This is a genomic window from Acinetobacter stercoris, from assembly GCF_900323515.1.
Classification (GTDB): domain Bacteria; phylum Pseudomonadota; class Gammaproteobacteria; order Pseudomonadales; family Moraxellaceae; genus Acinetobacter; species Acinetobacter stercoris.
Genome location: NZ_OOGT01000019.1, coordinates 1 through 17,148 on the forward strand (window position 1 = coordinate 1; position 17,148 = coordinate 17,148).

The window sequence follows — 17,148 nt, forward strand, 5'->3', positions numbered from 1 at the left end:
TTTTAAAGTAAAATTATTGGTTTTTATAAAATTTTAAAGTAAAATTATTGGTTTTTATAAAAAAGCGTTAAAAGACAAACCTTATGTGGTTGCAATATAATGAAGCAGATAATACATTCTGCTTCGAGTCTATACTAATGATTTATAATTCAGTTACATGCAATTCACACCAGAATATCACAAGGTAATTTGTCATTGGATAAAGTATTGAATTTATAAATAATGAGCAAAATTTAATTGTTATATTCCAATTAAATCTTTCAACATCTTTTTAAATAACTCTCGTTCTTGCGAACTATATTTTGAAAAGATTTCTTCCTGATGACTTTCTGCAATATTGTATAACATCAAAGCTGCCTTATTTCCATTTTCTGTCAATTCATAAGCATTGCCAGTATCTATTAACAAGCCTTTTTGAGCCAAAATTTCGGTTGCCTGATCAATTTCACGAATTGGCATTGCAACTTCACGTAATAAATCATCTTTGCAGGTCGCCGTTTTACTTTCTAAAACCAATAGTAAACGTGCTTCACTGGTACGAAATCCACTGGCTAGCTGCTTTGGATGGTAATCGTTCTGATATGCTCTGACTGCTTGCGTTAATAAATAGTACATATTGTGATAAAGCTTTCCAGGGAAAATATCTTCTCCTTTTTCTGGCTTTATATTTAAGCTTGGATGCGGTAATACAGCAGAATATGCTCCCTGATGATACAAAAGCGGTGATCGTCCATGATCATGAAATTTCACAACTTTACCGAGAATAATCCAGTGATCTCCTCCTTCAATAATGTTGTATTTTTCACATTCGAATGCAGCGGAACAATTTTTGAATAATGGTGTATTTGTATCACCTAAATCAAATTCAACATTTGCAAACTTATCTTCACCTCTTTTGGCAAATTTGTTGGAAAGCTCAATTTGTGCTGCTGAAAGAATATTTACAGCAAAATGTGTAGACTCTTCAAATATACGAAAACTGGATGAATTTTTATCAATACTCCATAAAATTAATGCTGGGTCTAGTGATACAGAATTGAAACTGTTTGCGGTAACACCAACCTTTTCACCCACAGCATTTTGTGCCGTCATAATCGTCACGCCTGTTGCAAAATTACCAAGCGCACGGCGGAAAGCTTTTGCATCTATCTTTTCACCAAATTCAAATTTATTTAGACTATTCATTTTCGACTCCCTGTCATATTCTATTTCTCATTAAGCTGATTCATAGCGTAATTCTGAATCAGCTTATTTTGATCCGAGGTCTTAAACCATTGTTGGATCAGCTTCCATTCCCATGACAGCACGTCCTAAAATTTGTGCACAAACATCATAATCCGTATAAGCATGTGCGCCAGTCATATGTGAATCGCGGAATAATCGTTGTAATTCACTGCTGTCAAGAAAACTAGTCGCGCCAGCGCCAGCCATTAAACGGTCAACAGCTTCTATACACATCTTCACAGCATAGGCTTGATTGGTACGCCAAAAGGCTAAAGTTTCAGCACTTGGATATTGTTTATTTTCACCATGAGTCTTGTGGTCTTGCCATGTTTTTTCTAAAAATGCACGTGCTGCTGCAACCTGATGGGTAGACTCAGCGATTCGCATAAGTGCTGGTGTTGCAAGCCCCACACTGGCACCTGTATAAGCGCGAACACGATTTCTTTGTTTTTCTTTAAATGCTTCCACCATACGCTCAGCTACACCTAAACTCACTGCCGCAAAGCCGCTTGCAAAATAAGGTCGGTAAGGAGAATAGAAAATTTTTGAATCAGGATATAAATCAAATCCAGCAGACTTTCCTTCCATCATATCTTTAGCTTTAGAAATACGATATTCAGGGATAAAAACATCGACCAACTTGAGTTGTTTAGATCCACTACTCTTAATTCCCTGAGCAAACCAGTTATCGACAATTTCATAATCACTTCGAGGTATAACACCAAAGCAATAAATTTTATTTCCTTCTGCATCAAAGCGATTAAAGCCTACAATAGCGTATTCTGCATGGTCACAACCACTACTCCAGCCATATTCTCCATTTAAAATCACACCACCTTCTGTTTCCTGAACTTTCCCGAAAGGTGCGATAGAACTACTCGCAGTAGCATCTGGATTTGTAAGCCAGATTTCATCCTGTAGTTGTTTACTAAACATTGCAATCTGATGACTATGCGTACACAGTAAACTGAATGCCCAAGCTGTACCTGCACATGCACCTGCTAAAGTTACAATGCAGTCCGCAAACTCTGGCAAACTCATTTCCAATCCACCATAAACTTTAGGTTGAAAAGCCTTGTGTAAACCGATATTTTTTAAAAGTGCAATATTCTCATCAGGTACTTTTCGTAGCTGTTCTGCATTCTCAGCGTTGGCAGCAATTTGTGGCAATATATCTTTTACTTTGTCTAGCATAGACTTTGTACTAATCAATGGTGATGAAGCCTCTGTATAAACAGCAGCATTGAAGTTATCATTTGAGTGGTATGCATGTAGATCACTACGATTTGAAATAGTATTTTCCATTTAAATTCATCCTTTTAAAATTAAATCCATTTTTATAGACATCTTGTCTAATGTTGATTTTTTAGAGATTGAATTTATTATTCATTATTTAATGTTGATCGTTAATGCACTTTTCAGATTTAAAATTGTACTTTTCATTGAAAAAAATTGAATCACAATACTGTATTTCCACATACTATTAAAATTAAACCTATTATAAAATAATAATTAAAATACAATCACTTAAATAACAAATGAAAAAATTCAATACTTATAACCTCTGTATATTATTCATTTAGATAAATAAAAAAGTTAATTTTCATCCTAAATCATAACAATTGATCTAATAATTTTTAGTATCTTAAATCACTCAATAATTACGATAAGCTATTTCCAGAATATGCTTAAAAAAACAACAACAAATCTCATTATAAAATAAAACTAAATAATTCTCAGATAAAGATCATAGTTAATTAATTAACTTACCAATCTGTAATTTTAGATCTTTTAGTAAAAATCATTACTCTATCTCAAAAGTGAGGTCTATATGGATAAACAGAACCAGCGATCTGGCGTACTATATGCCATATATATGTTATTGAATCCTATACCATTTGGTTTTTTTATTGCCGGTTTGATTTTTGATATATTTTACAATAACAGTGCACAGATATTTTGGGCCAAGGCAGCAAGTTGGGTTTATTACTTTAGGTTTAATCCTATCAATCATCCCCCGTTTAATTAATTTATTTTATGTATGGTTTAGACCTGTTACCGCTCAACGTAGAGTAGATATTTCCGGATTCTGGCTATACGGATTTGCCATTATAGCTGCAACATTTAATGCATTTATACATAGTCGGGATGCTTTTGCCATTGCTCCTGCCAACGTCATTCTCTCAATCATAACAGTCGTACTCATTGGCTTACATTACATTTATCAGGCAAGCAGTATGAACAATAAACTGGTTGGAGAATAAAATGAAAATATTATATAAATACCTCTTCATAAGTTTAGCTGTTCTTGAATTATCTGCATGCACTGGCGGTAATCCAGTCGATCCAAAACTTCAATATGGTGCAGATCCACAATTACCTAAAACACGAAATTTCCTTGTTCCACCGATGAAAGTCCCTAAAGGAGTAGGATGGAAAAAAAATCAAGTGCCAACTGTCGCCTCAGGATTGAAAATTGAGAAAATTGCTGATCAATTAGAACATCCACGACAACTTTATACCTTACCTAACGGGGATATTCTGGTCGTGGAATCAAATGATCCTGGTGAAGAAGCCATTACCACACCTAAACAATATATTGCAAACAAAGTCAAAGGACTTTCAGGAAAAGCAGGTAAAGGCGGTAACAAGATTACCCTGTTAAGACTGGAAGCAAATGGTCAATGGAAAAAATATGACTTCCTGAATAATCTGCACTCTCCTTTTGGGGTGCAACTGATTGGAGACTCACTGTATGTTGCAAACACGGGTAATATCATGAAATTTCATTACCCTAAAGATGCAACAAAAATTACAGACTCTGGTACTGAACTGGCTGATTTACCAAGCACTATTAATCATCACTGGACAAAAGCTTTACTGGCAAGTAAAGATGGAAAAAAACTGTATGTTGGTGTTGGTTCAAACAGTAATATCACTGAAAATGGTTTGGAAGTTGAATATAGACGTGCAACTATTTTAGAAGTTGATACCCTCACAGGAGCAAGTCGAATTTATGCCAGTGGTCTTAGAAATCCAACAGGAATCCAATGGGAACCTTCAACTGGTAAATTATGGACGATTGTTAATGAGCGTGACGAAATTGGTGATAGTTTAGTCCCTGATTATTTAACTTCAGTGCAAGAAAAAGGTTTCTATGGTTGGCCTTATAGTTATTTTGGTCAGCACATTGATGATAGAGTACAGCCGCAACGTCCCGATCTAGTCGCAAAAGCAATAAAGCCTGATTATGCTTTAAGTTCACATGCTGCACCTTTGGGATTATGGTTCGCAACGGAAAATATTCAATTACCCGATCCATATAAAAATGGTGCATTTGTCAGTAATCATGGGAGCTGGGATAGAGATCCTTTAAATGGCTATGATGTTATCTTCATCCCATTTGTAGATGGAAAGCCTAATGGTCTACCAGTGACAATCGTAAGTGGTTTCTTTGCCAAGGATGAAAAATCGTTATATGGCGCACCAGTTGGCTTAACTGAAGATAAATCAGGAGCTTTGCTTATCGCTGACGATGTAGGTAATACGATCTGGAGAGTGTCTTCCCTTTAATCAAATGAAATTTTTACAATCCTAGATTCAGATTGAAATGGTAAATATGAGATATGACTTAACTTAACCTGCTTCATCACAATTTTCTCTCTGAATAATCTTTTATCAGAAAACAAAAGCCAGTAATTTATACTGGCTTTTGTTTTCTTACTTTAAAAATTTTTTTTCCATGCAATTGGAGAGACCAATTGTTCGGCTTCATGATCAGGCCCGAGCGGAATCCCTGTACGATCACGTAAGGAAAGAGTCGCAAATAGTCCGATCAAGGTCATGCCAGCAAGATAAATTGCAACGCTACTCGTAGTCCCAGTTGTATTTACTAACCAAGAGGCAATCATTGGTGAAAATGCTCCACCCAAAATTGCTCCGAGTGCATATGAAATAGATACGCCAGAAAAACGAATAGAAGCTGGATAAAGTTCAGAATAAAAAGCGGACTGTGCTCCATAAGTCATGCCAATACCTACAGATAAAAGACATAAACCAATGGATACAGAAAAGATTGTTCCCATATTCACTAAAGGGAATAAAGCAATAACACCCACAAGCTGGATGAACCATCCTAAAATATAAGTTTTTCTACGACCAATTTTGTCAGATAAACCGCCAGAAATCCAGGTAAAGAGTAGCCATACTGCGGCTGAAATCGTCACGCTAATCAAAATAGGTGTTCTTGGTAAATGCAATGGACCATTAATGTCTGTCGTATAATTCTGAATAAAACCACCAGTAGTCATATAGCCTACAGCACTATTCCCAGCAAAAAGTAGAGCAGATAAAATCACTAAAGTACTATGATTTTTAAACAGATCAATAATCGGTGTTTTTGACGCTGATTTACGTTCTTTGATTTCCTCAAATACAGGGCTTTCTTCTACTGTCCGACGAATCCAATGTCCCACAAACAAAAGTACAATGCTGAATAAAAATGGGATACGCCATCCCCATTCAATAAAGGCATCACCAGGTGCAATAACACCACTCATTAATGCAAACATTGCTGAAGCCAGTAATAGCCCAAGAGGTACCCCAATTTGCGGGAATGAACCGAATCGTCCACGTTTATGTGTTGGTGCATGCTCAACGGCCATTAATACTGCGCCGCCCCATTCCCCACCCGCTGAAAGCCCTTGTAAAATTCTCAAAAAAAGCAATAGAATCGGCGCCAAAATTCCGATACTTTCATAGGTTGGTAAAAGGCCGATCAATGCTGTAGATAGTCCCATACAAACCAGTGTCATGACCAGCACTACACGGCGACCATATTTATCACCAAAATGTCCTGCTAAAAATGCGCCTAGTGGTCTAAATAAAAAACTTAGTCCAACAGTAGCAAATGCCAACAAGGTACCCAGCGCATTACCTGCTGGTGAAAAAAACAATTGTTTAAATACGAGTCCAGCCGCAGCTGCATAAATAAAAAAATCATACCACTCAACAGTAGTACCAATAATAGTTGCAAAGGCAACTTTCCGTTCATCCGCACTTAATTTATCAGTTGGAGCAACGCTTACGCTTGTTGTCATTTCCTTCTCCAAAACATGGAAGTCATTTCCATTTCTGTTGCGTTAAACAGGCTCAACCCTTAACTTTTTTAAAATCAAGCCCATTTATTAATATATTAACTATATAAAAACACTTAATCTTCAGATATATAAAATTTAATTTATATAGCTCTCCGAATTATTCCTGTCACAACAAAATACATTACATTTATTTAACATATTAACTATATTTGTACAAGTTTTATTCAAAAAAACACTGTGCTGTAAATTATAGAATAGGTAAGTGATCAGCATACTTACCTATTCAAAAGTATTTAGATTCCCATACACAAATATTTCAGCTCTTGGTAATCTTCAATACCATATTTAGAACCTTCCCTACCGCAGCCAGATTCTTTAATTCCACCAAATGGTGCAACTTCAGTAGAAATCAATCCTTCATTAATCCCAACCATACCATACTCAAGTGCTTCCCCTACTCTCCATGCACGGCTCAAACTTTCTGTATAGATGTATGAAGCTAAACCAAATTCCGTATCATTTGCCAGATGTATCGCTTCTTCTTCACTCGAAAATTTAAATACAGGCGCTAATGGACCAAATGTCTCATCTTTGGCAACGATCATGTCTGCCGTTACATCAGCTAAAACTGTAGGTTCAAAGAATGTGTGACCCAATGCATGGCGTTTACCACCTAAAACAATTTTTGCACCTTTGGATACTGCGTCTTGTATATGTTCCTGAATTTTTTCTACAGCTTTTTCATTGATGAGCGGACCTTGCTCAGCCCCCTGTTCAAAGGCTGGTGCAACTTTTAACTTAGAAACTGCTTCAGCTAACTTTGATACAAATTCTTCATAAACATTTTGATGCACCAATATCCGGTTAGTGCATACACAGGTTTGACCGCTATTACGGAATTTAGAAGCAATTGCACCCTCGACCGCACGATCCAGGTTGGCATCTTCAAAGACAATAAATGGCGCATTCCCCCCTAATTCCATGCTGATTTTCTTCATAGTCGAAGAACATTGTTGCATGAGTAATTTGCCAATCTGAGTAGAACCTGTAAAAGATACCTTACGTACTAAAGGATGCCCAGTCAGTACAGCACCAATATCTTTAGCACTTCCAGTAACGACATTCACCACACCTTTTGGTATACCTGCTTTTTCAGCTAATGCAACCAAGGCTAAAGCAGAAAGTGGAGTCTCGGAAGCTGGTTTAATAATAACCGTACAACCTGCTGCTAAAGCAGGTCCAACTTTACGGGTAATCATGGCATTCGGAAAGTTCCAAGGTGTAATCGCAGCCACAACACCCACTGGTTGACGAATTACAACCAGACGTCGCCCTTGCTTGTCATGCGGAATAACATCACCATAAGTACGCTTAGCCTCTTCAGCAAACCACTCTATGAAACTTGCACCATACAGGATTTCACCACGACTTTCGGTCATTGATTTTCCTTGCTCTGTACTGAGTATAACTGCAAGATCTTCCTGATTTTCTACAATTAGCTGATACCATTTTTTCAGTAATGCAGAGCGTTCTTTAGCTGTAGTCAGCTTCCATGACTGTAATGCCTGTTCTGCTGCTTCTACTGCATTTTCAACTTGTTTGGTCGTTACAGAAGGTACTTGTGCAATGACTTCATCTGTTGCTGGATTTGTAACCTGGAAAGTTTGCCCGTCATCAGCACTTAACCATTGCCCATTGATAAAAACCTGTAGTTTTAAAAGTTCCGGATTATTGAGTTGCATTTCTTTCGCCTTAATAAACACTTGGATTTTGTGATACGACTTCATCGACTTGTTTATATTTACCCAGTAACTGTTTCATTGATTTCATCAGCAAACTGGTATCGACACCAACAGCAACAAATTCCGTACCCAAATCCAGATATGTACGAGCCAGTTTTTCATCCGCCGACAATATTCCGGCTGCTTTTCCTGCTTTTCGGATTTTGTTTATACTATCCACGATAATTTTTTGCACATCAGGATGGGCAGGATTACCACGAAATCCAAGTGCAGCTGACAAATCAGCAGGACCAATGAAAATACCATCAATACCATCTACTGCCAGTATTGCATCCAGATTTTCCAACCCCTTTTTTGATTCAATCTGTACCAATACACAGATTTCATCACTTGCCGTATCCAGATAATCCGCAATGTTTTGCCAACGTGAAGCACGTGCCAGAGCTGAGCCGACACCACGGATACCTTCAGGTGGATACTGTGTTGCCCGAACCATGAGTTCAGCCTGTTCAGCTGTTTCCACCATTGGAATGAGTAAAGTCTGCGCACCAATATCCAACAATTGCTTGATTAAATTAACATCACCGATAACAGGTCGCACAACAGCCTGACTCGCATAAGGTGCGACAGCCTGTAATTGTTCTAAAATACTTTTTACATCATTTGGCGCATGTTCACCATCGATCAACAGCCAGTCATAACCAGCATTTGCGGCTATTTCAGCACAGTAGGCATTCGCTAGCCCAACCCACATGCCAATTTGCTGTTCAGTTTTTAGTTTCTTTTTAAAGTGATTGGTTGGATTTTTCATGTGTCTTGCTACCCTAAACAAAACGGAATGCGATAGAACCTAATTGATCATAATCAATATGGAAAGTATCACCTGCTTTTGCTGCAACTGGACGAGTAAATGAGCCACCTAAAATAATTTGTCCAGCCTGTAAAGTTACCCCATAAGGATGCAACTTATTAGCAAGCCATGCTACACCTTTTGCTGGGTGATTTAACACTGCTGCCGATACACCAGATTCTTCAATTACACCATTTCGATATAAAATTGCAGGAACACGGCGCAAATCGATATCGGTCGGTTTAATTGGACGACCACCTAAAACAATACCGGCATTTGCAGCATTATCTGAAATTGTATCGAAAACTTTACGGGTAATTTGTGTTTCAGGATCAACATTATGTAAACGGGCATCAATTATTTCAACCGCAGGAATCACATAATCTGTTGCATCAAGCACATCAAAAATCGTACAGTTCGGACCCGAAAGTGGTTTTCCAAGTATAAAAGCCAATTCAACTTCAACACGGGGCACAATAAAACGTGACATTGGAAGATCAGAACCTTCCTGAAAGACCATATCATCAAGCAATGAACCATAATCAGGTTCAGTAATATTAGATGAAACCTGCATTGCCCTTGATGTCAGACCTATTTTATGACCTACGAGTTTGCGACCTTCTGCAATTTTGTGTGCTACCCACGCTTTCTGGATTTCGTAGGCATCCTCAATGGTAATCTCTGGATATTGCAGTGAAAATTGACGGATTTGTTGCCCAGATTTTTCTGCCTGATCTAACTGTAAAGCCAGTTCCTGAATTTTAGCTTTATCTAACATCTCTAAATCCTTTTAGTTATTCGCTTTTAAAAACTGGTGAATATTATTTGATTTGAAATTCAGTACAGGATCAAGTTCCGTCATTTCAAATGAGATTGCCAATAAACGCTGATCTTTTAAGGCTTTGAAAAATCTTTCAATAATTTCAAATAGTTCTGTAGCGACTTTTTTACGTGTTTCAAGATCGCGCCCAGAACCCACTTTAAGTGTCATATGAACAAAAGCATAATCATGCTTTGCATCTGCCACGCGATACTTATCCATTCGGATTGCACGACTACGGATGCCACCCAAAGGGAAGACCCCTGTACCACCCAGAAAATTATTCACTTGTTCAAATAAATCCTGAAAATCGACAGAATCTTCCAGATTTGCACTATATTCAGCGATAAAATGTGGCATAAGAAATCTCCTTATTTAATATTGGATATATTCTGAATATCTTAATCAGCTCATTTTCCTAAACATAAGCCCCATAAACTAAAAAATACCAATTCCAATCTAATACCGTAGAAAACCTGTAAAGAAATCCATCGCTCTCATCTCTTTTCCAAAGTGGGAAAGGCTGTGTATTAAATAAAAATCAGATTTGCTGCGCTCCTCCCTTGAATAAAGGGAGGCTCAGTGAGACTAATTTTTTAAAATTATTTCAACTGATCAGGCAAAGGGAATATTGCATTAATCTGCCCAGTCCCCGAACTTGGAAATGCGGGTGTAATAATCTCAACAGATTTATTGTATTTATCCCAGCCCAGAGCACCAAGTAACATGGCAGTGTCATGCATACCACCTTCACCAAAACAGTACTCAGCATATTCTGGCAACATTGCCACAAACTCTGCCCATTCGCCACGTTCCCACATTCCAACAACATGCTTATCCACTTGACGATCCCATTCACGAGTATAAGAGTCCATTCCTCTTGAGGCTTCCCGATCCCAGATAAAACGATGTGAAAGTGAACCGCTAGCAAAAATGGCAACCGTCCCCTCATAGCGTTCAATCGCTTTTAATAAACCCTCACCAAACTTTTTACTGTCCTCAAGCTCATGTGATGTACAAAAGGCAGAAACAGAAACTACTTTAAAATGCTTATCCTGATTCATATAACGCATGGGAACTAGAGTTCCGTATTCCAGTTCCAGGCTTTTGATGTTGTGTGCCTGTACACGAATACCTGTTTTGGCAATTTCTTCTTGCATCAATTGCCCAAATTCAGGGTTGCCATCGTAATCATATTCCATATCTTTAATAAAATGTGGAAGCTCATTACTGGTATAAATACCTTGAAAATGTTCACCACAATTGATATGGAAAGCACTATTGACTAACCAGTGACTATCAAAGACAACGATGGTGTCTACACCTAATTCACGGCAACGACGACCAATTTCATGGTGTCCTTCAATTGCCTTCTTACGACAGCCGTTTTGCGGACCAGGGAGTTCAGATAAATACATCGAAGGAACATGTGTTATTTTTGCCGCTAAAGCTAACTTACCCATAATTTTCTTCCTGAAACAATTTTTATTTTCACATCCAGCAAGGCTATTGCACTTAAAAAAACAATAGCCTTCATCCTAAGGGAAAATTAAACACCCCATTTTGGTATATGATGTGACCCCATTGAAATACTGACATTTTTCAGTTCGGTGAACACTTCAAAACTATATTCACCACCTTCGCGTCCTGTCCCAGACGCTTTAACACCACCAAATGGCTGACGTAGATCACGTACATTTTGGCTATTAATAAATACCATTCCTGCCTCAATACCGGCAGCTAAACGATGTGCTTTACCAATATTACTGGTCCAGATATACGAAGCCAAACCATATTCAACATCATTTGCTAAACGTAACGCATCTTCTTCATCTTTAAATTTCAGCAAACAAACCACTGGCCCGAAAATTTCTTCTTGCGCAATACGCATACGATTATCAACATCGGCAAATACGGTCGGTTGAATAAATTGACCATTTTTTAAATGTTCAGGTAAATTTGCTGGGCGCTCAAGACCACCTGCAACCAGATTTGCGCCTTCTTCAATCCCGATTTTGATATAGCCAGTCACTTTATCATAATGCGCTTTAGTGATCATTGAACCCACTTGAGTTTTCGGGTCTTGAGGATCACCTACAATAATATTCTTAGCTCGACGTGCAAATTCTTTTACAAACTCATCATATACCGTTTCCTGGATAAAAATACGGCTACCTGCTGTGCAACGCTCACCATTAAGAGAGAAGATCGTAAATAAAGCTGCATCCAGAGCACGTTCAAGATCCGCATCATCAAAAATAATCACAGGAGATTTACCACCTAGCTCCATTGAATATTTTTTTATTCCCGCGCTTGCCATGATCTTGCGACCCGTCAATGTTCCCCCTGTGAAAGAAATCGCACGGACATCAGGATGTTTAACCAAAGCATCTCCAGCCGTTGCACCAAATCCTTGAACAACATTAAATACTCCTTCTGGAATACCGGCCTCCAAAGCCAAACGACCAAGTTCATTCGCTGTTAAAGGTGACAGTTCCGACATTTTCAGAACAGCTGTATTACCTAATGCCAAACAAGGTGCAGTTTTCCATGTTGCAGTCATGAATGGCACATTCCATGGCGAAACAAGACCACAAACACCCACAGGCTGATGCAACGTATAATTTAACATTTGGTCATCTACTGGATACGAATGACCATTCATTCGGGTGCAGACTTCAGCAAAGAAATTAAAGTTATGTGAAGCACGTGGGATCAGTACATTTTTAGTCTGATGAATTGGTAAACCTGTATCCAGCGTTTCCAGTTCAGCAATTTTTGCAACATTCTGGTCAATCAAATCACCTAAGCGGCGCATTAATTTAGCACGCTCTTTTGCAGGTGTTTTTGCCCATTTTGGTGCTGCTGTCTTAGCTGCTGCTACAGCAAGATCAATTTCTTTTTGTCCACCACTTGCAACTTCGCAAATCGCCTGATTCGTCGCAGGATTATAATCAGTAAAGGTTTCCGTACTTTCTACTTCTTTACCATTGATCCAATGTTTAATTACGTTCATTTCCAAATTCCCTTTAGATGATCAATTTGCAAAAAATTCTTTTTCAGACACAATAAAATTACGCAACTTGCCAATACCTTCGATTTCCACAACAACTTCATCACCTGGTATGACGTCCGATAACCCTTCAGGTGTACCAGTAGCGATCATGTCACCTGGATTTAATGTCATGAATGAAGAAATATATTCAATCAGAAACGGCACATTAAAAATCATGTCAGCCGTAGTGCCTTCCTGACGAAGTTCACCATTAACCCATGTTTTGAGCACCAGATTATTAGGTTCAGGCACAGATGCCGTATCGATGATGTATGGTCCAACAGGTGTAGTCGAATGACGGTTTTTCACTCTCAAATTTGGACGATAATAATTTTCTAGATAATCCCGAATTGCATAATCGTTACACAAGGTATAACCCGCAACATACTCAAGAGCATTTTCACGTTTGACGTTTTTGGCAGTTTTACCAATCACAGCAACCAGTTCACATTCATAATGCATATAGTCCACATTATCTGGGCGCCATGTTTGCTGATTGTGCCCTGTAAATGTATTTGGTGCTTTTATAAAAATAAGGGGTTCTTTTGGTGGCTCAAATGCAAGTTCACGAGCATGGTCAGCATAATTCAGACCTAACGCAAACATTGTTCCAGTTGCAGGTGGCAACCATTCTACATCTTGTTCTTTTAATACGGTGCCATCAGGCAGTCTTAGATTTAAATCATCAACTACTTCTACCTGAAATATTTCGCCGTTATGACGTATACGTGCAGATTTCATGATTTAAACCCCTTCTTCCCTGATCGTATTTTCAACGTAGCCAAGCTGATCGATATCAATACGTACAACATCACCATCGTTTAAATCAACACGACCAAGCGGTGTTCCGGTGATAATAATATCGCCCTCGTTTAATGGCATATAATCCGAAATTTCTTCAATAATCTGTTCAGGTGTACGAACCCAGTCCGATGTATTACCTGTCTGTTTCAATTCACCATTGACATAAACTCGTAATTCCAGATTTTCAATATTTTGAACCTGTTCCTTAGCAACAGCCTTTCCGAGGACACAAAAGCCATCTTGGCATTTTGCTTTAATGGCAGGTCGATAGTAACTATCTTCTGGTAAGCTTAATTCATTAATAACCACATAGCCTGAAATATGATCTAAAGCATCATTTTTTTTGACACGACTGGTACTTTTGCCAATAACAACACCAACAGCTGGCCCAGCCTGTAATATTTCTCCTGAACGCTTATAGACATTTTGCCCAGACGCATTTCTGGTATTAGGTGTTTTGATAAATAAAACAGGCTTAACAGGTTCTTTTACATAAGGTTTATGCTTAAACTGCTCTTTCAGTGATTCATACAATCCCTTATAATTCAAGGCAATACCAAATATATTTCCTTGTGTATCAATCTCTTGTGATGTGCTCATCTGATACTCTCTACTTTTCAATCTTGTCATTCCTGACTAGACTTTTCATAAATTAGTTAATATATTAACTTTATAGTTAACATCATAACTAAAAGCAAGCACTTTTTAAGTTATGATACAAAAAATTATACTTTTCATGGATGCGAAGGTATGAAAACAGAAATTATTCCAAACTTACATATGGTTGAAGTTTATGACCAACGCTATGCAGGTGAGGAAATCCATTATGAAGCTCAGGCGAAACTGGCAAATTTTTTTGGCATGAATATGCCCCCACACCGACATGACCGTTTTTTTCAAATCCATTTTTTTACTAAGGGTACTGTTCGGGTTTTTCTGGATGATGTCAAATATATTTGTCATGCCCCTGCTTTTTTTCTAACCCCACCATCAGTACCACATTCTTTTATCACAGATCCTGGGTGTGAGGGTCATGTGGTCACAATTCAGCAAAATATTGTATGGCCTCTTTTACAGGTCGATCTCAAGGTTCAACATATAGATCCAATCTGTTTACATTCCGCACAATTAAGTGAATCTTATTTAAAGGAACTTGTTTTACTTGAGACTTATCTAACTGAGTTAAAACTTGAATTTGAAACCAATAAACAGGCAAAAATGTTTGCACTAAAAAGTTTAGTCAATCTTATTTTCCTTCAAGTTATGCGCCTAGCCGAAGCAGTTCCTCAACGAGTAAAAAATGCAGGACATGATTTGGCTATTTTCAGGAAATTTAATGAATTAATTGAAACCTATTATGATCAACACTGGTCACTTGCACAATATGCTGAGCAACTTGCAGTTACAGAAACCCGTCTCAATGAGATATGCCGTCGACTCGCTGATATTTCTTCAAAAAAATTGATATATGATCGGCAAATGCAGGAAGCCAAACGCTTATTGATTTTTTCAGACACAGCAATCAACACGATCTGTTATCAGCTTGGATTTAAAGACCCAGCTTATTTTAGCCGTTTTTTTCAGCGTAATGCTGGCATGCGCCCTTCCGAATACAGGCAAAACCATTTTCAGGAAAATGGATAAGAATAATAGAATGAAAAACCAATGAAAAACCAATGAAAAACTTATATCAAGATCAATCATTATTGGTCAAAAGTGAAGGTATAAACGCCTTTGAAGCTATTCAGGCAAACCCGAATAATCGTTTGATTGAAGCAATTTTTCATCAGGACAAACCATTATTTGCCATATGGGAGAGCCAAAATGCCAAAGTCGTTGAACCTTTTTTACATGAAATATGCCTGAGCTACCACATCTCAGGAAGTATTCGTGTCAGGAATAATGTTATTGGTCAAAATAATGTGAAATTTAATTCAATTTCAATTTATGGCAAGCATGCTTATGAGTGGAATATTTACAACAAATTGATCTATGCCCAGCTTTACTTCTGGGATGATTTGTTAGATTTAGATAAAGATCAAATAACTCAACAATTAGTGCAAAAACATTTACATGGTATCCGTGATAACTGGATAGATGGATTTTTCAGGATGATTCTATCTTACTCATCCACGGATGAAAAAAAGCAATTTATTCTTAAAATGTACCTAGACTGTTTCAAGCATCTGCAAAAACAATATTTGTCCAAACAGACAAATTTGAATAGGCTACATGAAAATGGTGGTTTGACTTCTTTTCAGGTTGGAAAACTACAGCAATACATTGAGCAAAATTATCAACAGCAACTTAATATTAACGATTTTTGTAGTGCTATGAACTGTTCTCGCTCACATCTTTTTCGTGAATTTAAGAAAACATTCGGCACTACACCTTATCACTTTTTGAATCAAAAACGTTTAGAAGTGGCAAAGTCTTTACTTATCCAAGGGAATCCAATCCATCTGATTTGTAATAAAACAGGAATAGATACCCCAAGCAAGTTAAATTATCTTTTCAATAAATATGTAGGGATGTCCCCTAAACAATTTATAGACAATAACAGGGATATCAACTGATATTCCTGTTATTTAAAAACTTAAAGATCCAATACTAAAAATTTACCTTTAGCACTTGAACAACAAGGAAACATGCTTTTATTTTGCCGTTTTTCATCATCAGTTAAAATGGAGTCTCGATGATCAACTTCCCCTTCCAGAACTAAAGTTTCACAAGCACCGCAAATACCTTCCCTACAAGAGTTCATCACATCACAACCATTATTCAATAAGGCATCAAGTAAAGTTTCACCTTGAACCACTTCTATAAATTTATTGCTCTTGCGTAGCTCGACAGTATAACTATTTTCAGTTGAAACCTGATGTTCCGCAACAAATGATTCATAATAAGTATTCGGAAATTCAGCGTGAAATTTTTTAAACTCCTCAATCATGTTGCCTGGGCCACAACAATAAAATTCTGCAGTCTTGGAGTGATCATTAAATACATCATCGACACGTTTAGGTATTTTATTAACACAATCACTGAATATAATTTCAACATTTTCTGGATATGTCTTTCCTAAATATTCGGCAAATGCACATTTATCTTCTGAACGAGCAAAATAATAAAGTTTCCAGTTTAGATTTTGAGCTGTCTCAATCATGGACAGGATTGGCGTAATGCCAATCCCTCCTGCAATGAAAACAATCTCGTTTTGCTTACCATGAAATTCAAAATTATTCCGTGGTGCTGAAATTTCTATGATTTGACCCGCTTTTAAATTATTCAGGTAACCAATAGAACCACCACGACTATTTATATCTTTACAAATGGCTATTCTGTAGGTTTTAGAGTCAACATACCTGTTGCATAAAGAATAACTACGCATCGGAACATTTTCGACATGTAAATCAATATGTGACCCTGCTGTAAAGGCTGGTAATGTCTGGCCATTCGCACCTTCAAACTCATAGCCTAAAATATCCTGAGCCAAATATGTAATTGATTTAACTCTTACTTTCAAAAGCTGCATACTACACTCCAAATTCAACAGA

Annotated in this window: 16 protein-coding genes; 4 read left to right on the forward strand and 12 right to left on the reverse strand. The window is 37.5% G+C overall.

Annotated features, from left to right (window positions below; genetic code table 11):
- Positions 1-240 precede the first annotated feature (240 nt).
- Both KPC_RS03445 and KPC_RS03450 read right to left on the reverse strand, forming a co-directional pair.
- Positions 241-1,185 (reverse strand): p-hydroxyphenylacetate 3-hydroxylase reductase component, encoded by a 945-nt coding sequence (locus KPC_RS03445; protein WP_121973019.1) that lies wholly within the window; start codon positions 1,183-1,185, stop codon positions 241-243.
- An 81-nt stretch (positions 1,186-1,266) separates the two neighbouring features.
- Entirely contained in the window at positions 1,267-2,529 is a 1,263-nt protein-coding gene (locus KPC_RS03450) for a p-hydroxyphenylacetate 3-hydroxylase oxygenase component (RefSeq protein ID WP_121973020.1), read from the reverse strand.
- 641 nt (positions 2,530-3,170) lie between these two features.
- Here KPC_RS03450 and KPC_RS03455 point away from each other — a divergent pair.
- The gene (locus KPC_RS03455) at positions 3,171-3,488 is read left to right on the forward strand and encodes a hypothetical protein (RefSeq protein ID WP_228212146.1); all 318 of its coding nucleotides are present in this window, start codon (positions 3,171-3,173) and stop codon (positions 3,486-3,488) included.
- A 1-nt stretch (position 3,489) separates the two neighbouring features.
- Positions 3,490-4,797 carry a PQQ-dependent sugar dehydrogenase gene (locus tag KPC_RS03460; RefSeq protein ID WP_121973021.1) on the forward strand — a complete coding sequence of 436 codons (1,308 nt, stop codon included), beginning with the start codon at positions 3,490-3,492 and terminating at the stop codon, positions 4,795-4,797.
- Positions 4,798-4,949: 152 nt separating this feature from the next.
- Here KPC_RS03460 and KPC_RS03465 read toward each other — a convergent pair whose 3' ends face one another.
- From KPC_RS03465 to KPC_RS03505, 9 genes are all read right to left on the reverse strand, one after another.
- On the reverse strand, positions 4,950-6,323 hold the full coding sequence (locus KPC_RS03465) for an MFS transporter (protein ID WP_121973022.1): 1,374 nt from the start codon (positions 6,321-6,323) through the stop codon (positions 4,950-4,952).
- Positions 6,324-6,616: 293 nt separating this feature from the next.
- Positions 6,617-8,065: an NAD-dependent succinate-semialdehyde dehydrogenase gene (locus KPC_RS03470; RefSeq protein WP_121973023.1), complete on the reverse strand. Its 1,449-nt coding sequence runs from the start codon at positions 8,063-8,065 to the stop codon at positions 6,617-6,619.
- A 10-nt stretch (positions 8,066-8,075) separates the two neighbouring features.
- Positions 8,076-8,876 carry a 4-hydroxy-2-oxoheptanedioate aldolase gene (hpaI, locus tag KPC_RS03475; RefSeq protein WP_121973024.1) on the reverse strand — a complete coding sequence of 267 codons (801 nt, stop codon included), beginning with the start codon at positions 8,874-8,876 and terminating at the stop codon, positions 8,076-8,078.
- Positions 8,877-8,889: 13 nt separating this feature from the next.
- Positions 8,890-9,693 (reverse strand): 2-oxo-hept-4-ene-1,7-dioate hydratase, encoded by an 804-nt coding sequence (gene hpaH, locus KPC_RS03480; RefSeq protein WP_121973025.1) that lies wholly within the window; start codon positions 9,691-9,693, stop codon positions 8,890-8,892.
- 12 nt (positions 9,694-9,705) lie between these two features.
- Positions 9,706-10,095 carry a 5-carboxymethyl-2-hydroxymuconate Delta-isomerase gene (locus KPC_RS03485; RefSeq protein ID WP_121973026.1) on the reverse strand — a complete coding sequence of 130 codons (390 nt, stop codon included), beginning with the start codon at positions 10,093-10,095 and terminating at the stop codon, positions 9,706-9,708.
- 242 nt (positions 10,096-10,337) lie between these two features.
- Positions 10,338-11,198, reverse strand: a complete 861-nt coding sequence (gene hpaD / locus KPC_RS03490; protein WP_121973027.1) for a 3,4-dihydroxyphenylacetate 2,3-dioxygenase — start codon at positions 11,196-11,198, stop codon at positions 10,338-10,340.
- A gap of 86 nt (positions 11,199-11,284) precedes the next feature.
- Positions 11,285-12,751, reverse strand: coding sequence for a 5-carboxymethyl-2-hydroxymuconate semialdehyde dehydrogenase (hpaE, locus tag KPC_RS03495; RefSeq protein WP_121973028.1), 1,467 nt, complete (start codon positions 12,749-12,751; stop codon positions 11,285-11,287).
- 21 nt (positions 12,752-12,772) lie between these two features.
- Complete coding sequence (locus KPC_RS03500) at positions 12,773-13,531, reverse strand: fumarylacetoacetate hydrolase family protein (protein WP_121973029.1); 759 nt, start codon at positions 13,529-13,531, stop codon at positions 12,773-12,775.
- A 3-nt stretch (positions 13,532-13,534) separates the two neighbouring features.
- Positions 13,535-14,194 (reverse strand): fumarylacetoacetate hydrolase family protein, encoded by a 660-nt coding sequence (locus KPC_RS03505; protein ID WP_121973030.1) that lies wholly within the window; start codon positions 14,192-14,194, stop codon positions 13,535-13,537.
- Between the two features lie 150 nt (positions 14,195-14,344).
- On the opposite strand from KPC_RS03505, the gene hpaA reads away from it, so the two are divergent.
- Both hpaA and KPC_RS03515 read left to right on the forward strand, forming a co-directional pair.
- A complete protein-coding gene (gene hpaA, locus KPC_RS03510; protein WP_121973031.1) occupies positions 14,345-15,238 on the forward strand; it encodes a 4-hydroxyphenylacetate catabolism regulatory protein HpaA in 894 nt (297 codons plus the stop codon).
- Between the two features lie 32 nt (positions 15,239-15,270).
- Positions 15,271-16,170: a helix-turn-helix transcriptional regulator gene (locus KPC_RS03515; protein WP_121973032.1), complete on the forward strand. Its 900-nt coding sequence runs from the start codon at positions 15,271-15,273 to the stop codon at positions 16,168-16,170.
- Positions 16,171-16,190: 20 nt separating this feature from the next.
- Here the strand turns inward: KPC_RS03515 and KPC_RS03520 are convergent, their stop codons facing one another.
- The gene (locus KPC_RS03520) at positions 16,191-17,126 is read right to left on the reverse strand and encodes a PDR/VanB family oxidoreductase (protein WP_121973033.1); all 936 of its coding nucleotides are present in this window, start codon (positions 17,124-17,126) and stop codon (positions 16,191-16,193) included.
- Positions 17,127-17,148 lie beyond the last annotated feature (22 nt).